Source organism: Pseudomonas germanica, from assembly GCF_019614655.1.
Taxonomy (GTDB): domain Bacteria; phylum Pseudomonadota; class Gammaproteobacteria; order Pseudomonadales; family Pseudomonadaceae; genus Aquipseudomonas; species Aquipseudomonas neuropathica.
The window spans coordinates 282,002-302,457 of the sequence record NZ_CP071586.1 but is presented as its reverse complement, the minus strand read 5'-3'; the positions used below and the strand labels follow the sequence as shown (position 1 = coordinate 302,457).

Below are 20,456 nucleotides of genomic sequence, written 5' to 3'. Positions count from 1 at the left end.
ATCTTCCTAAACATCTGTGTGGTTTGACGCCGGCCGCTGTTTCAGCGGTTCGGCGAAGCCATGCCTGAAGAAAACTTCGGGAGAATCGCCATGCGTGCGGCTCAATTGAAAGCGGTGTTGCCACGGGAGTTGCTCGCTTCAGTGGTTGTGTTTCTGGTCGCGTTGCCGCTGTGCATGGGTATCGCGATTGCGTCAGGATTGCCACCGGCCAAAGGTCTGATCACCGGGATCATCGGCGGTCTGGTGGTTGGCTGGCTGGCGGGTTCGCCGTTGCAGGTCAGCGGGCCGGCGGCGGGTCTGGCGGTGTTGGTGTTTGAACTGGTGCGCCAGCACGGCATTGAAATGCTAGGGCCGATTCTGCTGCTCGCCGGTTTCCTGCAACTGGTGGCCGGGCGCTTGAAACTCGGTTGCTGGTTTCGGGTTACGGCGCCAGCGGTGGTTTACGGGATGCTGGCGGGGATTGGCGTATTGATCGTGCTATCGCAGGTGCATGTGATGCTCGATGCCTCACCAAAACCGTCTGGACTGGACAACCTCACGGCATTCCCGGCAGCCGTGGCGCAAGCCTTGCCGTCGTTCGGCTGGCAGGCCGGACTCCTCGGGCTGTCGACGATTGCGGTGATGTGGCTATGGGAAAAATTTCGCCCGCATTCTCTACGTTTCGTGCCCGGTGCATTGCTCGGCGTGGGTCTGGCGACAGCTGCCAGTCTGCTGCTGGCGTTGCAGGTCAAACGTGTTGAAGTACCGGCGAATCTGGCCGAAGCCATTGATTGGCTGAAACCGGCGGACCTGCTCAGCCTGGCCGACCCGACGCTGCTGATCGCCGCGTTCGCCGTGGCGTTTATCGCCAGCGCCGAAACCTTGTTGTCCGCCGCTGCGGTGGATCGCATGCACAGCGGCGTGCGTTCGGACTTCGACCGTGAGCTGTCGGCGCAAGGTGTCGGCAACATGCTCTGCGGTCTGCTCGGCGCGCTGCCGATGACCGGGGTGATCGTGCGCAGTTCGGCCAACGTACAGGCTGGTGCGACCACGCGTTACTCGACGATCTTCCATGGTCTGTGGCTGCTGGCGTTCGTGCTGTTGCTGTCGAGTGTGCTGCAAAGCATTCCGGTGGCGAGTCTGGCGGGTGTGCTGGTGTACACCGGGTTCAAACTGGTCGATCTCAAAGCGTTTCGAGGTCTGGGTCGTTATGGGCGGATGCCGATGTTCACCTATGCGGCGACGGCGCTGTCGATAATCTTCACTGACCTGCTGACCGGGGTGTTGATCGGTTTCGGTCTGACGATGTTGAAACTGGCGTTCAAGGCTTCGCGATTGAAGATCAGCCTGATCGATCTGCCGCAGGACGGCGAGATGGAGTTGCGTCTGGTCGGCGCGGCGACATTCCTCAAAGTGCCGGCGTTGACGCAAGTGCTGGGCAGTATTCCGCAAGGCACCACGGTGCATGTGCCGCTCAATAACCTGAGCTACATCGACCATTCGTGTCTGGAGTTGCTGGAGGAGTGGGGCCGGGCGAATGCGGCGAAGGGCTCGAAGCTGTTGATTGAGTCGCGCGGGTTGAAGCGCAGGCTTGAGGGACGGATTCGCACAACTACCGGGATCGGCGCTGCCGGCTAAATTTGCTGGTTGAACTCAACCCCTGTAGGAGCTGCCGCAGGCTGCGATCTTTTGATGTTGTTTTTAACAATCAAGATCAAAAGATCGCAGCCTGCGGCAGCTCCTACATTGGATCGTGTGAACTCAGGCAGCAGGCTGGTCCAGTTCCAGGCCCACACCCAGGCGTCGGCTCATGCATGGCCAGCGTTTCCACGCGGCGCCGGTGTCCGGGCTGCTGAGTTTGCCGCGGTAGGCTTCTACCGACTCCAAGGCAAAACTCTCGTCGTTGAGCATCTCGTCGATGGCGTGATGCACCGCTTCGTCCAGTTGGTTGGCAAATTCCTCACCGATCAATTGGTGAGCAATCAAGTTGGCGACCGTCATGTCCAAGGGGATCAGTGGCTGGCCGAAATGCTTGATGTACAGGTCGTTGACCTCTTCAACAAAACGGTGCGCCAGATAGGCTTCGTCGAGCAGGCTGTCCAGGCCAACGTGCCCGGCCATGATGGCTGGCGGCTGGAGGAAATACTGCTCGGCGATTTTCAGCACCGGTTTGATCTGCGATTCGATTCCCGCTTCCCTGGCAACTTCATTGGCTGCATCCAGCAGGTCTGGCACTTCATCAATGTAGGCGGCGACAAAACGCGTCAGCACACCGTTGGCGTCGGCTTCCGGCAATTGGATCGCCGGGTGTAAATGAGGCAGCTTGCTTTCCAGCTGACGGGTCAGCAGGCCGGTTTCTTTTTCGTGTTGTTGGGCTTTTTGGATCTGCTCGCGCAATGCGGCGGTGTTCATGAAAACTCCAGGAAACAAGGCAATGAAATAGGGAAGACATAACTTAGCTGGCTTACGAAAAATGCTAAGACGCATTTGTCATAATTATTTCATCCTTGATGCACCTGCGTTATATCGGTTTGCCACCACTCGTCTGCATCCTTCTCCATTCGTGCCCTTGAACGCAAGTGCCAGCTGTTTCAGCTGATTTACGTGCGCACATTGCAATTTCCCGTCGCTGTCTATACTCGCCATTGAATGGAGTTAGCTGATGACGCCCGACTGCACCCGCAGCAAGGCCCGGCGATTCAAGTTCGTAGTCTGATGCAGCCGCTCCCTTGCCGCAGGCGAAAGCCGGCGGGATAACAAGAACGATAAGGGGAACCCGCAATGATGCGACATCCACACGTCTGGATGGGCCTCCTGTTGTGGTCGATTTTCAGTCCGGCACACGCTGCCTGGACTGTGAATATGGCGCCTGGAGCGACTGAAATCAGTCACGCAGTATTCGACCTGCACATGACCATTTTCTGGATCTGTGTGGTGATCGGGATCATCGTCTTCGGCGCCATGTTCTGGTCGATGATGGTGCACCGCCGTTCTACCGGGCAGGTCGCCGCAAAATTCCACGAAAGCACTACCGTCGAAATTCTCTGGACCGTCGTACCGTTCCTGATTCTGGTGGCGATGGCCGTACCGGCGACCGCCACCTTGATCAAGATGTACGACACCAGTGAGCCGGATATCGATATCCAGATCACCGGTTACCAGTGGAAGTGGCACTACAAATACCTGGGCCAGGACGTCGAGTTCTTCAGCAACCTGGCCACCCCCGCCGAGCAGATCCACAACAAGGAAACCAAGAGCGAGCATTACTTGCTCGAGGTCGACAAGCCGTTGGTGCTGCCGACCGGCGCCAAAGTGCGCTTCCTCGTGACTTCCGCCGACGTCATTCACTCCTGGTGGGTGCCGGCCTTCGCGGTGAAACGCGATGCGATCCCGGGATTCGTCAACGAGGCGTGGACGCGCATCGACAAGCCCGGCATTTACCGTGGCCAGTGCGCCGAACTGTGCGGCAAGGATCACGGCTTCATGCCGATCGTGGTCGAGGTCAAGGACAAGGCCGACTACGACAAGTGGCTCGCCGAGCGCAAAGCCGAGGCCGCGCAGCTTAAAGAGCTGACCAGCAAGGAATGGACCCTCGACGAACTCAAGGAGCGCGGCGACAAGGTCTACCACACCACCTGCGTTGCCTGTCACCAGGCCGAAGGCCAAGGCCTGCCGCCGATGTTCCCGGCGCTCAAGGGCTCGAAAATTGCCACCGGCCCGATCAAGGATCACTTGAGCATTGTCTTCCACGGCAAACCCGGCACCGCCATGGCGGCGTTCGGCAAGCAACTGTCGGAAGTCGATATCGCAGCGGTCGTGACCTACGAACGTAACGCCTGGGGCAACAACAAGGGCGACATGGTCACGCCAAAAGAAGTGCTGGAGCTGAAACAGGCGGAAAGCAAATGAGCCGGTCTATCGCGTACCTCGTGAACCGGCCGGGGCAGCGCGCCCCGGCCCGCCCCATCCACTCACGTAAAGGAGACCGGCCATGAGCGCTGTCATCGATGACCACGGTCATGCCGACCACGCCCACGGCCCCGCCAAAGGCCTGATGCGCTGGGTGCTGACCACCAACCACAAGGACATCGGCACGCTGTACCTGTGGTTTGCGTTCTCCATGTTCCTGCTCGGCGGTACGTTCGCGATGGTGATTCGCGCCGAACTGTTCCAGCCAGGGCTGCAGATCGTCGAACCGGCGTTCTTCAACCAGATGACCACCATGCACGGTCTGGTGATGGTCTTCGGTGCGGTGATGCCGGCCTTCGTCGGCCTCGCCAACTGGATGATCCCGTTGATGATCGGCGCGCCGGACATGGCCCTGCCACGGATGAACAACTTCAGCTTCTGGCTGCTGCCGGCGGCGTTCCTGATCCTGGTGTCGACCCTGTTCACCCCGGGTGGCGGGCCGAACTTCGGCTGGACGTTCTATGCGCCGCTGTCGACGACTTATGCACCGGAAAGCGTGACCTTCTTCATCTTCGCCATCCACTTGATGGGGATCAGTTCGATCATGGGCGCGATCAACGTGGTCGCGACCATCCTCAACCTGCGCGCTCCCGGCATGACGCTGATGAAAATGCCGCTGTTCGTCTGGACCTGGCTGATCACCGCGTTCCTGCTGATCGCGGTGATGCCGGTGCTGGCCGGGTGCGTGACGATGATGCTGATGGACATCCACTTCGGCACCAGTTTCTTCAGTGCTGCCGGTGGCGGTGACCCGGTGTTGTTCCAGCATGTGTTCTGGTTCTTCGGGCATCCCGAGGTGTACATCATGATCCTGCCGGCCTTCGGCGCCGTCAGCTCGATCATCCCGACCTTCTCGCGCAAGCCGCTGTTCGGCTACACCTCGATGGTCTACGCGACGGCGAGCATCGCCTTCCTGTCGTTCATCGTCTGGGCGCACCACATGTTCGTGGTCGGCATTCCGTTGGTGGGCGAGCTGTTCTTCATGTACGCCACGCTGCTGATCGCGGTGCCGACCGGGGTGAAGGTGTTCAACTGGGCCAGCACCATGTGGCAAGGCTCGCTGACCTTCGAAACGCCGATGCTGTTCGCGGTGGCGTTCGTGATCCTGTTTTCCATCGGCGGTTTCTCCGGACTGATGCTGGCCATCGCCCCGGCAGACTTCCAGTACCAGGACACCTACTTTGTGGTCGCGCACTTCCACTACGTGCTGGTGCCGGGGGCGATCTTCGGGATCTTCGCCTCGACCTACTACTGGCTGCCGAAATGGACCGGCCACATGTACGACGAAACCCTCGGCAAGCTGCATTTCTGGCTGTCGTTCGTCGGCATGAACCTGACCTTCTTCCCGATGCACTTCGTCGGGCTTGCGGGAATGCCGCGACGGATTCCGGACTACAACCTGCAGTTCGCCGACTTCAACATGGTCTCCTCGATTGGCGCGTTCATGTTCGGCGCGACGCAGATTTTCTTCCTGTTCATTGTGATCAAGACCATTCGCGGCGGTCCGCCAGCACCGGCCAAGCCTTGGGATGGTGCGGAAGGTCTGGAGTGGAGCGTGCCGTCACCGGCGCCGTATCACACCTTCACCACACCGCCGGAAGTGAAATGAACACAGATCTCCCTGTGGGAGCGAGCCTGCTCGCGAAGAACGATGACGCGGTTCATCTGATGCACCGAGTTGTCTGCTTCGCGAGCAGGCTCGCTCCCACAAGGGATCTGATGAGAGGCATGAACCATGGCTGATTCGATCTCGATGAAAAAACTCGTCACCCGCCTGCTCGGCGTGGTGGTGGCGATGTTTGTGTTCGGATTTGCCCTGGTGCCGATCTATGACGTGATGTGCAAAGCCTTCGGCATCAATGGCAAGACCGGTGGGCAGTACGAGGGTGAGCAGGTGGTCGACACTTCCCGCCAGGTCCGTGTGCAGTTTCTGTCGACCAATAACGTCGACATGCCGTGGGATTTCTACCCCAAGCATGACGAACTCACCGCCAACCCCGGCGCGGTCAACGAGATGATCTTCATCGCGCGCAACCCCACCGACAAACCGATGAGTGCGCAAGCCGTGCCGAGCATCGCGCCGAGCAACGCGGCGGCGTATTTCCACAAGACCGAATGCTTTTGCTTTACCCAGCAGGTGCTGCAGCCCGGTCAGCAGATCGAGATGCCAGTGCGCTTCATTGTTGACCGCGACATGCCCAAGGATGTGAAGCACCTGACGCTGTCCTACACGCTGTTCGATATCACCGCCCGACATCCGCCGGTGGCTGTAAACACTGGCGGTTGAGCGTGCCCGATAAGGAGAACAATAAATGGCAACTCATGAGCATTATTACGTTCCGCCCCAAAGCAAATGGCCGATCATTGCCACCTTCGGCATGGCCATCACCGTTTATGGTCTGGCCGTCTGGTTCAACGATCTGAAGGCGACGCGCCCGGAATCCCACGGCCCGTACATCTTTTTCGTCGGCAGCCTGTTGCTGGCGTACATGCTGTTCGGCTGGTTCGGGGCGGTGATCAAGGAAAGCCGCGCGGGGCTTTACAGCGCGCAGCTGGATCGCTCGTTTCGCTGGGGCATGAGTTGGTTCATCTTCTCCGAGGTGATGTTCTTCGCTGCCTTCTTCGGCGCGCTGTTTTATGTGCGGCACGTTTCCGGACCAGCACTCGGCGGTGAAGGCACCAAAGGCATCGCGCACATGCTCTGGCCGAACTTCCAGTTCACCTGGCCGCTGCTGCACACGCCGGATCCGAAACTGTTCCCGCCGCCCAAGGACGTCATCAGCCCGTGGGGCCTGCCGCTGATCAACACGATCCTGCTGGTCAGCTCCAGTGTGACCATCACCATCGCTCACCATGCCTTGAAGAAGGGCCATCGCGGCGCACTGAAAATCTGGCTGGCGATCACCGTGCTGCTCGGCTGCGCGTTTCTCGGCTTCCAGGCTGAGGAATACATTCACGCCTATCACGAACTGGGCCTGACCCTCGGTTCGGGCATTTATGGCGCGACGTTCTTCATGCTCACCGGTTTCCACGGCGCCCACGTGACCATCGGCACGATCATTCTGTTTGTGATGCTGATGCGCATCATGAAGGGCCACTTCGACAACGAGCACCAGTTCGGTTTCGAAGCGGCGAGCTGGTATTGGCACTTCGTCGACGTGGTGTGGATCGGGCTCTTTATCTTCGTTTACGTGCTCTGAGGACCAGAGCTACCAAGGCGCATGCGACACCAGTTGGCCGCTGTAAAAGCCCCAGGCGATCAAGCCGACGGTGGCGGCGGCCAATGCCACCCGAACACTCAAGGCGATGACCAGGCGATTGGAACTGCTGTCGTCCTTGACCAGGAAAAACAGGCCGCTGAACAGGCTGATCACCGTGGCAATCAGCATCAGGACGATGGCTGTTTTGAGCATGGGAAGAACTCCGGGGGACAGGCGATGCAGTTGAGTATAGCGATCGCGACGACTGACTTTGTGGCGCAACCATGAAGCGCTTTCGCCCGGGCGTGATACCGACCGTGGTGGTGGCGTTGTTGCTGCCGCTGCTGGTGTCGCTGGGCTTCTGGCAATTGAGTCGGGGTGCCGAGAAAACCGCCCTGCTCGCCAGTTACGCGGAACGCCGCGCTGCCGAACCGATGGCCAGCAGCGAACTGCTCAATAGCGCTGATCCGGCTTATCGCCGCGTGCATCTGCACGGTCAGTTCGATGCTGCGCACAGTTTGCTGCTGGATAACCGCCAGCGTAACGGCAAGGTCGGCGTCGAGTTGCTGCAACCCTTTCAGGATCAACGCACCGGATTGTGGCTGCTGGTCAATCGCGGCTGGCTGCCGTGGCCGGATCGCCGCGTGCCGCCACAATTCACTACGCCCAGTGAAGCGTTGAATGTCGATGCCTGGGTCTACGTCGCCCCTGGCGCCACTTTTCAGTTGCACGCCGACCCGGTCAGCAGCACCTGGCCGCAAACCATCACTGCCGTCGAACCCGTCAAGCTGTGGAAAACCCTTGAGCGCGACGGCTTCACCTACGAATTACGCGCCGAACCCGGCCCGGCCAGCTACGAGGCCGATTGGCCGGTGGTCGCCATGGGCCCGGAAAAACACCTCGGTTACGCCTTGCAGTGGTTCGCCATGGCCACCGCCCTGCTCGGCCTCTACGTCTATTTGGGCTTGCACAACGCAAAGGAGAACCACCATGGGAACGGCCATGAATCCACCCAGCATGTCTGAGGCGAAGCCTGCCGCCACCCGTCGTCGCGGGCGCATTCAGTTATTGCTGATTGTGCTTGGCGTGATCGGGCCGATGGTGCTCGCCACCGGCATGTACAAATTGCAGTTCTGGGTGCCAGAAGGTCGCAGCTATCACGGCGAACTGATCGGCAACGGCCAGACCCGCGCCGACCTCGGCGTGCAAGCGGAGGAAGAGCGCTGGCAGATACTGGTCACCGCACCGAAAGACTGCGCGGTGGACTGCCAGCAACTGGTGTATCTGGCGCGGCAGATCCAGATCGGCCTCGGTCGCGATGCCGGCCGCGCAAGCCACGCCCTTGCTGCTGCGCAACCGGTGAGCGCTGATTACGACGCCAAGCTGACCCGCGAATATCCGCAACTGCAACGCTACCCGCTGGACGCCGGTGTGTTCAGCAAGACAACCGGCGACAAAGCCACGCCGCAACTGTGGATCATCGACCCTCACGGCAATCTCGTACTGCGTTACGAGCCGAATGTAAAAGGCAAGGATCTGCTCAACGACCTGCGGCACCTGCTGAAACTGTCGAACATCGGATAAGGGCATCGTCATGGCCAAACCTGGATTTCGCCTCGCGCTGTTTGCCACCCTGCTGGCACTTATTGTGGTGCTGCTCGGCGCCTACACGCGCCTGACCCACGCCGGCCTCGGCTGTCCGGACTGGCCGGGCTGCTACGGGTTTATCAGCGTGCCGAAAAGCGAAGCCCAACTGGCCCATGCCGAACTGCATTACCCCGACTCGCCAGTGGAGGCGCACAAGGGCTGGAACGAGATGATCCACCGCTATTTCGCCGGTACCCTCGGCCTGCTTATTTCGATTCTGGCCGGACGCGCGTGGGTTAACCGTCGTCATCCGGGGCAGCCGTTGAAGTTGCCGCTGTTCCTGCTGGCCGTAGTGTTCGCGCAAGCGGCGTTCGGCATGTGGACGGTGACGCTCAAGCTCTGGCCGCAGGTGGTCACCGGGCATTTGCTCGGAGGCTTTGCGACGCTGAGTCTGCTGTTTTTACTGACGTTGCGATTGTCCGGTGTGCTGCCGGCGCTGACCGTGCCCAAGCGTTTGCAGTATTGGGCGACGGCGGGATTGTTGTTGGTGATCGGCCAGATTGCGCTGGGTGGCTGGGTCAGTTCCAACTACGCGGCGGTGGCCTGCATTGATTTCCCGACCTGCCACGGGCAATGGTTGCCACCGGCGGATTTCGCCAACGGTTTTCACCTGACCCAGCACATCGGCCCGAATTATCTGGGTGGGCAACTCGACAGCGATGCACGCACGGCGATTCACCTGACTCATCGTATCGGCGCGCTGCTGGTGACGCTGGTGCTGCTCGGTCTCGCTTGGCAACTGAAAGTGGTTGGCATGACGCGGTTGGCCGGTCTTGTGTTGATTGCCCTCGCGGCGCAGATCACCCTCGGCATCAGCAATGTCTTGTTCCATCTGCCGCTGCCAGTGGCGGTCGCGCATAACGCTGGCGGTGCGGCGCTGTTGCTGACCATGGTGCTGGTCAATTACCACGCGCGCACCAGTCTGGTTCGGGTCAAACAACCGGTGCTCGCACGCTGGCGTCTGAGCCCGCGCAAACACGCGGCCGCGCCCATCACCATAAAAGGAGAAACACCGTGGCGATTCTGATTGGCGAGCGCCCGCATCAGGCGATCTGGCGTGATTATCTGGAGCTGACCAAACCGAAAGTCGTGGTGCTGATGCTGATCACCTCGCTGGTCGGCATGTTCCTCGCGACCCGCGCCGGGGTGCCGTGGACGGTACTGGTGTTCGGTAATCTGGGCATTGCGTTGTGTGCCGGTGGCGCGGCGGCGGTCAACCATGTGGTCGATCGGCGCATCGATGCGGTGATGGCGCGCACACACAAACGGCCATTGGCGGAAGGCCGGGTGTCGCCCGCGGCGGCGCTGACCTTTGCACTGGTGCTGGCGCTGCTCGGGCAGGCCTTGTTGCTGACCTTCACCAACCCGCTGACGGCTTGGCTGACCCTGGCTTCGCTGCTCGGTTACGCAGTGATCTACACCGGTTTCCTCAAACGCGCGACGCCACAGAACATCGTTATCGGTGGCCTCGCCGGCGCCGCGCCACCGCTGCTCGGCTGGACGGCTGCCACCGGCCACGTCAGTGCCGAACCGTTGTTGCTGGTGCTGATCATCTTCGCCTGGACGCCGCCGCACTTCTGGGCGCTGGCGATCCATCGCAAAGAGGAATACGCCAAGGCCGACATCCCGATGCTGCCGGTCACCCACGGCGAGCACTACACCAAAGTACACATTCTGCTGTACACCTTTGCGCTGCTGGCGGTAAGTCTGCTGCCTTACGTGATTCACATGAGCGGCATGCTCTACCTGATTTGCGCCCTCGCCCTCGGCGCAAGGTTTCTGCAATGGGCCGTGGTGCTGTACCGTGGCACTCGGCCGCACGCGGCGATCAACACCTTCAAGTACTCTATTTGGTACTTGTTTCTGCTGTTCATTGCCCTGCTCGTAGACCACTACTTACTGTTGAACCTATGACTCGAACCCAGAAAACCGTCTTCATCCTCGTCGCCGTGATCGCGCTGATCCTGGGACTTACCGTCAACAAAGTACTGAGCGGCAAGGGCCAGGGCGACCCGACTGCGCTGATCGACGCCGGCATTATCCTGCTGCCGCAGAGCCGCAATCTGCCGGATGTGACGATGACCGATCAGGACGGCAAACCGGTGGCGATCAACGAGTTGAAAGGCAAGTGGAGCCTGCTGTTCTTCGGCTACACGTTCTGCCCGGACATCTGCCCGACAACGTTGGCGCAGCTGCGGCAGATCAAGAGTGAGCTGCCGAAAGACGCTGTGGATAAGTTGCAGATCGTGCTGGTCAGCGTTGATCCGAACCGCGATAACCCCAAGCAGTTGAAGCAGTACCTAGGCTATTTTGATCCGCAGTTCATTGGCCTGACGCCGACTTCGATCGAAGAGCTGCAGAAGGTGGCGAACGCGGTGAGTATTCCGTTTATTCCGGCGGATACCAGTAAGCCGAATTACACGGTGGATCACAGCGGTAATCTCGCGGTGATCGGCCCGGACGGGACGCAGCGGGGGTTTATTCGGGCGCCGTTGAATAATGCCAAACTGGTTGCGCAGCTGCCGGTGATGCTTAACCGCAAATAAAAGCTGAAGAGCGAAAAGCCCCTCACCCTAGCCCTCTCCCAGAGGGAGAGGGAACTGACCGAGGTGTTTGTTCGAGTTGCGCCGACCTGCAATTGTGAGTCGAACTCAGGCTCGAAAAGCTTGAAGATAGGCCCCCTCTCCCTCGGGAGAGGGCTGGGGTGAGGGGAAGCTTCACAGCAGGTCCAAAGCCAAGCACAAGACACAAAAAAGGGGACGCGCATGGCGTCCCCTTTTCGTTGCAGCATTCCTGAATCAGAACGCCGGCAATACCGCACCCTTGTACTTCTCGGTAATGAATTTCTTCACTTCCGGGCTGTGCAGCGCAGCAGCGAGTTTCTTCATCGCGTCGCTGTCCTTATTGTCCGCGCGGGACACGAGGATGTTCACGTACGGCGAGTCGTTACCTTCGATCACCAGCGCATCCTTGGACGGATCGAGCTTGGCTTCCAGCGCGTAGTTGGTGTTGATCAGCGCCAGATCGACCTGGGTCAGCACGCGCGGGATGGTCGCGGCTTCCAGTTCACGGATTTTCAGGTCTTTCGGGTTTGTCGCAATGTCTTTGACGGTCGACAGGATGTTGGTCGGATCCTTCAAAGTGATCACGCCAGCCTTGGCCAGCAGCAACAGCGCGCGGCCGCCGTTGGTGGCGTCGTTCGGGATCACCACGTTGGCGCCGCTTGGCAGATCCTTCAGGTCCTTGAGCTTGCTCGAGTAAGCGCCCAGCGGCTCCAGGTGCACACCGGTCACGGCAACCAGACTAGTGCCCTTGGCCTTGTTGAACTCATCGAGATACGGCTGGTGCTGGAAGAAGTTGGCGTCCAGACGCTTTTCCGCGACCTGTACGTTCGGCTGAATGTAGTCGGTAAAGACCTTGACCTTCAGCTCCACGCCTTCTTTGGCTAGCGCCGGCTTCACGAACTCGAGGATTTCTGCGTGCGGCACCGGAGTGGCGGCAACGGTCAGGGTTTCGGCGTGGGCCGAGAATGCTGCAACGGCAGCAAAAGCAGCGATCAGTTTTTTCATTCAGCTAACTCCTTATGAGGCGCCCGTCTGGCGCCTGCCAGCGAATGGCCGGCTCATCTGTTCAATACAAAACTGCTTATTTGCGCGAGAAATGCACGACCAGTCGATCACCGACCATCTGCAGCACTTGCACCAGAATCAACAGCAACACCACGGTGACGATCATCACGTCTGTCTGGAAACGCTGGTAACCGAAACGGATCGCCAGGTCGCCGAGACCACCGGCACCGACCACACCGGCCATTGCCGTGTAGGACACCAGTGTAATCGCCGTCACCGTAATCGCCGCGAAGATGCCCGGGCGGGCTTCCGGCAGCAAAGCGTTCATGATGATCTGCCGCGTGGTCGCGCCCATCGACTGGGTCGCTTCGATGATCCCGCGATCGACTTCACGCAGCGCGGTTTCCACCAGACGTGCGAAGAACGGTGTGGCACCGACCACCAGTGGCGGAATCGCACCGGCCACGCCCAGCGACGTGCCGGTGATCAGCACGGTGAACGGGATCATAACGATCAACAGAATGATGAACGGCAGCGAACGCAGGATGTTCACCGCCAGCGACATGAACGCGTAGAGGCCACGGTTTTCCAGCAACTGACGCGGGCTGCACAGAAACAGCAACACGCCCAGCGGCAGGCCGAGCAATACGGTGAACAGCAGCGAACCACCGAGCATCAGCATCGTATCGCCGGTTGCCAGCCAGATTTCGTACCAGTCGATATTGGTGAAGAAACTGATCAGGTCTTCCATTAGCGCAATACCTCCATGTGAACGTCAGCGGCGGTGAAGCGGGCGAACGCCGCTTCCATGTCGCCACCGGTGACGGCGAGGGTCAATTGCCCGTACGGAATGTCTTTGATGCGGTCGATACGACCGGCGAGGATGCTGTAGTCGACGCCGGTTTCCCGGGCGACGGTGCCAAGCAACGGCGCGTAGGTCGCTTCGCCCTGGAAGGTCAGACGCACGATGCGGCCCGGCACGTGAGCGAAGTCATCACGCTGCTCGCTTTCGTCGATCTGCTCGCTTTCCTGCACAAAACGCTTGGTGGTCGGGTGTTTTGGATGCAGGAACACATCGGCCACCGAACCTTGCTCGACGATCACGCCAGCGTCCATCACCGCCACTTGATCGCAGACGCGACGTATCACGTCCATCTCGTGGGTGATCAGGACGATGGTCAGTTTCAGTTCGCGGTTGATCTCGGCCAGCAGTTGCAGGACCGACGCGGTGGTCTGCGGGTCGAGGGCACTGGTGGCCTCGTCGCACAGCAGAATCTTCGGCTTGGTCGCCAGGGCGCGGGCGATGCCGACGCGCTGCTTCTGACCGCCGGACAATTGCGCCGGGTACTTCTTGGCGTGGTCGGACAGACCGACGCGCGCCAGCAATTCGGCAACACGCTTGTCGATTTCGCTGCCCGACAGTTCGCCGGCCAGGGTCAGCGGCAACGCAACGTTGTCGGCCACGGTCTTGGAGGCAAGCAGGTTGAAGTGCTGGAAGATCATCCCGACTTGCTGGCGGAAACGGCGCAGGCCTTTGGCGTCGAGCGCGGTGACTTCTTCGCCGTCGACGATGATCTTGCCGCCACTGGAGTTCTCCAGGCGATTGATCAGACGCAGCAGGGTACTTTTGCCCGCGCCGGAATGGCCGATGAGGCCGAACACCTGCCCGTTCTCGATAGAGAGACTGGTCGGGTGCAGCGCGGGAATGTCCTTACCGGCGACGCGGTAAGTCTTGTGGACGTTTTGAAACTCGATCACGTAGCGAACCTTGTGGGGCGCGTTAGAAAAGGATCAGCGGTTAGCCGGGCGCGCATTTTAGCCTGTCCGTATAGAGGTTCTTAGCATTTATTTCGCAATTAACCTTCGATTTGGCAATAACAAGATCAAAGGTCATAAAAAAGGAACGTCCAAAGCAGCCCATCAGTCACTAAGTAAGCGACTTGAAAACCCTGGGTGCCGTGCCCGGGAACCACTCAAGAGTCCCCGGCCAGCATCGGGGTCAACCGAGGAGTTTACGACTGATGAGCAAGAAGCCTACGACCGATAAAAGCCAGATGGCCGGAACCGATGCCCCGGATCGCGCCAACACCAACGCCAAACTCGACAGCCTGGAAAAGTTTCGCTCCGACGCCACCGGCCAGGCCCTGCGCACCAACCAAGGTGTGAAGATCGCTGACAACCAGAACACCCTCAAGGCCGGCCCTCGTGGACCGTCGCTGCTTGAAGACTTCATCATGCGGGAAAAGATCACGCATTTTGACCATGAGCGGATCCCGGAACGCATCGTCCATGCGCGCGGCACCGGCGCGCATGGTTTCTTTCAGGCCTACGAGAACCATTCGACGCTGACCAAGGCCGGTTTCCTACAAGATCCGGGCAAGAAGACTCCAGTGTTCGTGCGCTTTTCCACGGTTCAGGGCCCACGCGGTTCCGGCGACACCGTGCGTGACGTACGCGGTTTCGCGGTGAAGTTCTTCACCGATGAAGGCAACTTCGACCTGGTCGGCAACAACATGCCGGTGTTCTTTATTCAGGACGCGATCAAGTTTCCCGACTTCGTCCACGCGGTGAAACCCGAACCGCACAATGAAATCCCAACCGGTGGCTCAGCTCACGATACCTTCTGGGATTTCGTTTCGCTGGTGCCGGAATCGGCGCACATGGTCATCTGGGCGATGTCTGACCGGGCGATCCCGAAAAGCCTGCGCAGCATGCAGGGCTTCGGCGTGCACACCTTCCGTCTGATCAACGCGGAGGGCAAATCGCGCTTTGTCAAATTCCACTGGCGCCCTACCGCCGGCACTTGTTCGCTGGTGTGGGACGAGGCGCAGAAGCTTGCCGGTAAAGACACCGACTACCACCGTCGCGACCTCTGGGAAGCGATCGAAATGGGCGATTACCCGGAATGGGAACTCGGCGTACAGATCATCGAGGAGGAAAACGAGCACGACTTCGACTTCGATATCCTCGACCCGACCAAGCTGATCCCCGAAGAAATCGTGCCGATCACGCCGCTGGGCAAGATGACGCTGAACCGCAACCCGGACAACTTCTTTGCCGAGACCGAGCAGGTCGCGTTCTGCCCTGGCCACATCGTGCCGGGCATCGACTTCTCCAATGACCCGCTGCTGCAAGGTCGGCTGTTTTCCTACACCGACACGCAAATCAGCCGACTCGGTGGGCCGAATTTTCACGAGTTGCCGATCAACCGGCCGGTTGCGCCGTTCCACAATGGCCAGCGTGATGCGCAGCACCGCACGGTGATCGACAAGGGCCGCGCCTCGTATGAGCCGAACTCGATTGATGGCGGCTGGCCGAAAGAAACCCCTCCGGCCGCGCAGGACGGTGGTTTCGAAAGTTATCCAGAGCGCATTGATGCGATCAAGATCCGCCAGCGCAGCGAGTCGTTCAGCGATCACTTCTCTCAGGCGACCTTGTTCTTCAACAGCATGAGCGATCACGAGAAGGAGCACATCATTGCCGCTTACAGCTTCGAGCTGGGCAAGGTTGAGCGCGAGTTCATCCGTGCGCGGGAAGTGAACGAGATTCTGGCCAACATTGACCTCGAACTGGCCAAGCGCGTTGCGGCCAATCTAGGTCTGCCGGCACCAGGCAAAGGCACGGTCGAGGCTCGTAAAACCTCTTTCGATCATTCGCCGTCATTGAGTCAGGCCAACCTGTTGCCGGAAAACATCAAGACGCGAAAAGTGGCGATTCTTGCCGCGAATGGCGTCGATGGTGCAGCGATTGATGCGATGAAGAAGGCTCTGGCGGCTGAAGGTGCGCATGCCAAGTTACTCGGCGCAACTTCAGCGCCGGTGAAGACCGCTGACGGCAAAATGTTGCCAGTAGATGCTTCGATGGAAGGCATGCCGTCGGTGATTTTTGACGCGGTGTTCGTGCCGGGTGGCGCGGCGTCGGTGAAGGCGTTGAGCGGTGATGGCGTGGCGCTGCACTACCTGCTGGAGGCGTACAAGCATCTGAAGGCGATTGCGTTGCACGGCGAGGCCAAGCAATTGCAGGATCTGCTGAAACTGGAGGCGGATGACGGATTGCTGCAGGGCAAGGATGTGCCAGCGTTGACCAAGCCGTTCTTTGCGGCGATCGGGCAGCATCGGGTTTGGGCGCGGGAGCCTAAGGCGAAAGCCATTCCGGCTTAAGATCTTCGGGAATAGAAAGACCGCTTTCGCGAGCAGGCTCGCTCCCACAAGGGTTCTCCTTTAAACACGAATTTTGTGTTCTCTGGAGATCCCTGTGGGAGCGAGCCTGCTCGCGAAGCTTCTTAGGGTTTACGCGGGCTCAGAACCATCTGCGCCGGCACTGTGCGCACGGTCTGTTTCACGATCTTCAGATCAAAATCCGGGTTCAACTTCTTCACCCGCTTGGTCAGCAGAGTCGCCAGCCACGGATAGTCATCGGTGCGCGGTGCCTGAATGGTCACCCCACACTCGTAATTCACCACATCAGCGGCGATCGCGTCGAGTTGACGACGAAGTTTGCGGCTATCGGTGATGTTCAGCGCAACCGTAGTGCTCTCAGCGGTCGGATCAATCACTTTAGCTTTCGGCTTGGCCTCGGCGGCCAGCAATGCAGCCTCAGCCTTTTCCAGCTCAGCCTTGCGCGCTTCAGTAATGGCACCGTTGACGCCACCGGTCAGCGCCGGCGCTTTCGGCATCAACGCGCGAGCACGGCTTAACGCCGTAGCGGCAGCATTCACATCGCCCTTCTGCAGCACGATCTGGCTGCGACGCAGATACGCTTCGGCCAATTGCCGCTGGTATTGCTCAAGGGATTGATCGTTTGGGGTTTCTTTCTGCAAAGCGGCCAACTGATCTTCGGCAGTGGCCAGTTCGCTGCTGGCCAGGCTTTGCTCCAGCTGTGCGATGGCCGTAGCTCGCGCATCGGGGACTTCGGCCACCGGCGGCGTGCTTTGGCAGGCGCCCAGTAGCACTGAAAATGCGACAAGGAGCAGATAACGGGAGGCGAACGGCTTCATTCCTGCGACTCTCTATTTGCGCAAAAAGCGGCCAAGTCTACACCCCACGACGGGGCAGAACAAAACTCAACAGAAACAGTGCGGCCGCCGTCACAACGATTGACGGGCCGGCCGGGGTGTCCTTGAACCACGACAACGCCAGCCCGCCACACACGGCGAGCATGCCCAGCAGGCTCGCGCCCAGCGCCATCTGCTCCGGCGAGCGGGCGTGACGCTGTGCCGCAGCCGCCGGGATGATCAGCAGTGAGGTAATCAGCAACACGCCGACAATTTTCATCGCCACCGCGATCACCACCGCAATCAACAACATCAGCGCCATGCGCAGACCTGCAACCGGCAGGCCTTCGACCTTGGCCAACTCTTCGTGCACGGTAATCGCCAGCAACGGCCGCCACAGCGTCACCAGCAACACCAGCACCGCCGCACTGCCGCCGAGGATCCACGCCAGATCGGTTGGACTGATCGCCAGCAGGTCGCCGAACAGATAGGCCATCAGGTCGATCCGCACTTCATGCATGAAGCTTAGTACCACCAGGCCGAGAGAGAGCGTGCTCGGTGCGAGAATTCCCAAAAGCGTGTCAGACGCCAGCGGTTGACGCTGTTGCAGCGTGACCAGCAGCACCGCCAGCAACAGACAGCCTACGGTCACCGCAACGGTTGGGCTGACATCCAGCAGAAAGCCCAACGCCACACCGAGCAAGGCAGCGTGGGACAAGGTGTCGCCGAAATACGCCATGCGCCGCCAGACCACGAACGAACCCAGCGGACCTGCAACGATCGCCAACGCCAGACCTGCAAGCAGGGCATACAACAGAAAATCAGCCATGCTTGCAGTTGTCTCCGTGAACGTGAGGTTGGCCAATAACCGGCCCTTTGACCACCGAACCGTGCAGGTCGTGAGCGTGGTCGTGATGGTGGTGATAAACCGCCAGGCTCTGCGCGTTCTTGCCGAACAGCTCGACGAACGCCGGATCGCCACTGACCTGCTCGGGATGCCCGGAGCAGCAGACGTGACGGTTGAGGCAGACCACCTGATCGGTGGTGCTCATCACCAAATGCAAATCGTGGGACACCATCAACACGCCGCAGCCATGGCGGTCGCGCAGACGGGTGATCAGGCTGTACAACTCGGCTTGGCCAGCGACGTCGACGCCCTGCACCGGCTCGTCGAGTACCAGCAATTCCGGCTCGCGCAGCAATGCCCGCGCCAGCAGCACACGCTGCATTTCACCACCGGAAACGCTTTGCACCGGGCTGTCGATGACGTGTTCGGCGCCAACTTCTTTCAGCGCAGCCAGCGCACGCGGGCGGTCAACGCCCGGTACCAAGCGCAGAAAACGCAACACCGAAAGCGGCAAGGTCGGATCGACGTGAAGTTTTTGCGGCATGTAGCCGACGCGCAGTTTCGGCTTGCGCCAGACACTGCCGCTGTCCGGCTTCAACAAACCAAGCACGGCGCGCACCAGCGTAGTCTTGCCGGCGCCGTTGGGGCCGATCAGGGTAACGATCTGCCCGGGCTCGACGCTCAGCTCGATGTTGTCCAGCACAGCCTGCCCGGCAAATGTGACGGCGACCTGTTCCAGACGGATCAGCGCATTGCTCATCAAGCCCCCTGGCAACCAGAGCACAGGCCGACGACTTCGACGGTCTGCGCTTCGACGATGAAACCAACGTCTTTGGCGCTGTTGATGATCGCGTCACTGATCACTTTTTGCTCAAGCTCGATGGCAGCGTGGCAATCGCGGCAGATCAGGAACTGGCCCTGATGCGCGTGTTCCGGGTGCACGCAGCCGACGAAGGCGTTCAGCGAAGAAATGCGATGCACCAGGCCGTTTTCCAGGAGGAAATCCAGCGCGCGGTACACCGTCGGCGGTGCGGCGCGGCGGCCATCCTGCTCGCTCAGCACCGCAAGAATGTCGTAGGCGCCCAGCGGCTTGTGGCTCTGCCACACCAGTTCCAGCACCCGGCGGCGCAACGCGGTCAGGCGCAAGCCTTTCTGGGCGCACAAGGTATCGGCCTCGGACAAAGCGCTGTGCACGCAATGAGAGTGGTCGTGGGGACGGCTGGCAATCGGTGTAATAGGCATGGGCGGCGACGAGTTTTGATAGAGACGTTATTATGTTACCCGTTCTCGCCTCCTTGAGTGGTCATCGTGTCCCGACTTTTTTCTGTTTTTGTGGCTTTTGTCGCCAGTTTTCTGCTGATCGGTTCGGCTCAGGCCGAGGTCAAAGTCCTCACCAGCATCAAACCGTTGCAGCTGATTGCAGCGGCCGTGCAGGACGGCGTAGCGATTCCCGAAGTGCTGCTGCCGCCGGGTGCTTCGCCACACAATTACGCGCTGCGGCCATCCGACGTACGGAAGGTGCAATCGGTGGATCTGCTCTACTGGATCGGCCCGGACATGGAAGGCTTTCTGCCGCGCGTGTTGAACGGTCGGACGCTGCCGAGCGTCGCGGTGCAGGATCTGCCAGGGATGAAACTGCGGCGTTTCGCTGAGGACAGCCACTCCCACGCCGAAGAGGCTGACGAGCATGATCACGATCACCGTCCTGGCACGCTCGATGCGCATTTGTGGTTATCACCGGTCAATGCGCGGGTAATTGCCGACAAAATGGCCGCAGACTTGAGCGCCGCAGATCCGGCCAATGCCGAGCGCTATCAGAAAAACGCCAAGGCATTTGACGAACGTCTGGACGCACTGGATCAGCGTTTGAAGAAGCGTCTGGCCAGCGTTGAAGGCAAGCCGTACTTCGTCTTTCACGAGGCGTTTGATTACTTTGAAGAGGCTTATGGCCTGAAGCATGCCGGCGTGTTCAGCGTGGCCGCCGAAGTGCAGCCCGGTGCGCAGCATGTTGCGGCGATGCGCAAGCGTTTGCAGGAAGTGGGCAAGACCTGTGTGTTCAGTGAGCCGCCATTGCGTCCGCGTCTGGCCGAAACCCTGGTGGCGGGTTTGCCGGTGAAACTGGCTGAGCTGGATGCGTTGGGCGGGTACACCCCGGCGACGGCTCAGGGCTATGAGCAAGTGCTAGAGAAGTTGGGCAATGATCTGGCGGGATGCCTGGAATCTCTGTAGCCGCATAGAAAAAGATCGCAGCC

At 59.9% G+C, this 20,456-nt stretch carries 21 protein-coding genes; 12 read left to right on the top strand and 9 right to left on the bottom strand.

What is annotated here, in order from left to right:
• The first annotated feature begins 90 nt into the window (after positions 1-90).
• Positions 91-1,617 (top strand): SulP family inorganic anion transporter, encoded by a 1,527-nt coding sequence (locus tag J0G10_RS01365; RefSeq protein WP_095049529.1) that lies wholly within the window; start codon positions 91-93, stop codon positions 1,615-1,617.
• A gap of 123 nt (positions 1,618-1,740) precedes the next feature.
• Here J0G10_RS01365 and J0G10_RS01360 read toward each other — a convergent pair whose 3' ends face one another.
• A complete protein-coding gene (locus J0G10_RS01360) occupies positions 1,741-2,391 on the bottom strand; it encodes a hypothetical protein (protein WP_095049530.1) in 651 nt (216 codons plus the stop codon).
• Positions 2,392-2,760: 369 nt separating this feature from the next.
• On the opposite strand from J0G10_RS01360, the gene coxB reads away from it, so the two are divergent.
• The 4 genes from coxB to J0G10_RS01340 all read left to right on the top strand — a co-directional run bounded on the left by coxB (position 2,761) and on the right by J0G10_RS01340 (position 7,148).
• Positions 2,761-3,888, top strand: coding sequence for a cytochrome c oxidase subunit II (coxB, locus tag J0G10_RS01355; protein ID WP_095049531.1), 1,128 nt, complete (start codon positions 2,761-2,763; stop codon positions 3,886-3,888).
• 82 nt (positions 3,889-3,970) lie between these two features.
• Positions 3,971-5,557 carry a cytochrome c oxidase subunit I gene (gene ctaD / locus J0G10_RS01350; protein WP_007911725.1) on the top strand — a complete coding sequence of 529 codons (1,587 nt, stop codon included), beginning with the start codon at positions 3,971-3,973 and terminating at the stop codon, positions 5,555-5,557.
• A gap of 126 nt (positions 5,558-5,683) precedes the next feature.
• Positions 5,684-6,235: a cytochrome c oxidase assembly protein gene (locus J0G10_RS01345; protein ID WP_053125438.1), complete on the top strand. Its 552-nt coding sequence runs from the start codon at positions 5,684-5,686 to the stop codon at positions 6,233-6,235.
• Between the two features lie 25 nt (positions 6,236-6,260).
• Entirely contained in the window at positions 6,261-7,148 is an 888-nt protein-coding gene (locus J0G10_RS01340) for a cytochrome c oxidase subunit 3 (protein ID WP_095049532.1), read from the top strand.
• A gap of 9 nt (positions 7,149-7,157) precedes the next feature.
• On the opposite strand, the gene J0G10_RS01335 is transcribed toward J0G10_RS01340, so the two are convergent.
• Positions 7,158-7,361 carry a twin transmembrane helix small protein gene (locus J0G10_RS01335; RefSeq protein WP_007911731.1) on the bottom strand — a complete coding sequence of 68 codons (204 nt, stop codon included), beginning with the start codon at positions 7,359-7,361 and terminating at the stop codon, positions 7,158-7,160.
• A 71-nt stretch (positions 7,362-7,432) separates the two neighbouring features.
• On the opposite strand from J0G10_RS01335, the gene J0G10_RS01330 reads away from it, so the two are divergent.
• The 5 genes from J0G10_RS01330 to J0G10_RS01310 are packed head-to-tail and all read left to right on the top strand — an operon-like array spanning position 7,433 to position 11,341.
• Entirely contained in the window at positions 7,433-8,173 is a 741-nt protein-coding gene (locus tag J0G10_RS01330) for an SURF1 family protein (protein ID WP_220557239.1), read from the top strand.
• Positions 8,139-8,732, top strand: coding sequence for a hypothetical protein (locus J0G10_RS01325; protein WP_095125097.1), 594 nt, complete (start codon positions 8,139-8,141; stop codon positions 8,730-8,732). Before J0G10_RS01330 ends, J0G10_RS01325 begins: the two co-directional genes overlap by 35 nt.
• Positions 8,733-8,742: 10 nt before the next feature.
• Positions 8,743-9,822 carry a COX15/CtaA family protein gene (locus J0G10_RS01320; protein WP_095113101.1) on the top strand — a complete coding sequence of 360 codons (1,080 nt, stop codon included), beginning with the start codon at positions 8,743-8,745 and terminating at the stop codon, positions 9,820-9,822.
• Entirely contained in the window at positions 9,810-10,709 is a 900-nt protein-coding gene (cyoE, locus tag J0G10_RS01315; RefSeq protein ID WP_077575206.1) for a heme o synthase, read from the top strand. Before J0G10_RS01320 ends, cyoE begins: the two co-directional genes overlap by 13 nt.
• Complete coding sequence (locus J0G10_RS01310; RefSeq protein ID WP_008081211.1) at positions 10,706-11,341, top strand: SCO family protein; 636 nt, start codon at positions 10,706-10,708, stop codon at positions 11,339-11,341. Before cyoE ends, J0G10_RS01310 begins: the two co-directional genes overlap by 4 nt.
• Before the next feature lie 252 nt (positions 11,342-11,593).
• On the opposite strand, the gene J0G10_RS01305 is transcribed toward J0G10_RS01310, so the two are convergent.
• The 3 genes from J0G10_RS01305 to J0G10_RS01295 all read right to left on the bottom strand — a co-directional run bounded on the left by J0G10_RS01305 (position 11,594) and on the right by J0G10_RS01295 (position 14,122).
• Positions 11,594-12,364, bottom strand: coding sequence for a MetQ/NlpA family ABC transporter substrate-binding protein (locus tag J0G10_RS01305; RefSeq protein WP_095125096.1), 771 nt, complete (start codon positions 12,362-12,364; stop codon positions 11,594-11,596).
• 76 nt (positions 12,365-12,440) lie between these two features.
• Entirely contained in the window at positions 12,441-13,115 is a 675-nt protein-coding gene (locus J0G10_RS01300) for a methionine ABC transporter permease (RefSeq protein WP_016986455.1), read from the bottom strand.
• A complete protein-coding gene (locus J0G10_RS01295; RefSeq protein WP_095049536.1) occupies positions 13,115-14,122 on the bottom strand; it encodes a methionine ABC transporter ATP-binding protein in 1,008 nt (335 codons plus the stop codon). The genes J0G10_RS01300 and J0G10_RS01295 overlap by 1 nt, the downstream gene beginning before the upstream one ends.
• A gap of 260 nt (positions 14,123-14,382) precedes the next feature.
• Between J0G10_RS01295 and katE the strand changes: the two genes are divergently transcribed.
• Positions 14,383-16,524, top strand: a complete 2,142-nt coding sequence (katE, locus tag J0G10_RS01290; RefSeq protein WP_220558822.1) for a catalase HPII — start codon at positions 14,383-14,385, stop codon at positions 16,522-16,524.
• 122 nt (positions 16,525-16,646) lie between these two features.
• On the opposite strand, the gene J0G10_RS01285 is transcribed toward katE, so the two are convergent.
• From J0G10_RS01285 to J0G10_RS01270, 4 genes are read right to left on the bottom strand one after another with little or no spacing between them, the layout of a single operon-like run.
• Complete coding sequence (locus J0G10_RS01285; protein WP_095049537.1) at positions 16,647-17,360, bottom strand: PA5502 family lipoprotein; 714 nt, start codon at positions 17,358-17,360, stop codon at positions 16,647-16,649.
• A gap of 37 nt (positions 17,361-17,397) precedes the next feature.
• Positions 17,398-18,186: a zinc ABC transporter permease subunit ZnuB gene (gene znuB / locus J0G10_RS01280; RefSeq protein ID WP_007911758.1), complete on the bottom strand. Its 789-nt coding sequence runs from the start codon at positions 18,184-18,186 to the stop codon at positions 17,398-17,400.
• Positions 18,179-18,964, bottom strand: coding sequence for a zinc ABC transporter ATP-binding protein ZnuC (gene znuC / locus J0G10_RS01275; protein ID WP_007911759.1), 786 nt, complete (start codon positions 18,962-18,964; stop codon positions 18,179-18,181). The genes znuB and znuC overlap by 8 nt, the downstream gene beginning before the upstream one ends.
• Positions 18,964-19,446 carry a Fur family transcriptional regulator gene (locus J0G10_RS01270; RefSeq protein WP_007911760.1) on the bottom strand — a complete coding sequence of 161 codons (483 nt, stop codon included), beginning with the start codon at positions 19,444-19,446 and terminating at the stop codon, positions 18,964-18,966. Before J0G10_RS01270 ends, znuC begins: the two co-directional genes overlap by 1 nt.
• 66 nt (positions 19,447-19,512) lie before the next feature.
• On the opposite strand from J0G10_RS01270, the gene J0G10_RS01265 reads away from it, so the two are divergent.
• Positions 19,513-20,433: a zinc ABC transporter substrate-binding protein gene (locus J0G10_RS01265; RefSeq protein ID WP_220557238.1), complete on the top strand. Its 921-nt coding sequence runs from the start codon at positions 19,513-19,515 to the stop codon at positions 20,431-20,433.
• Positions 20,434-20,456: the final 23 nt, after the last annotated feature.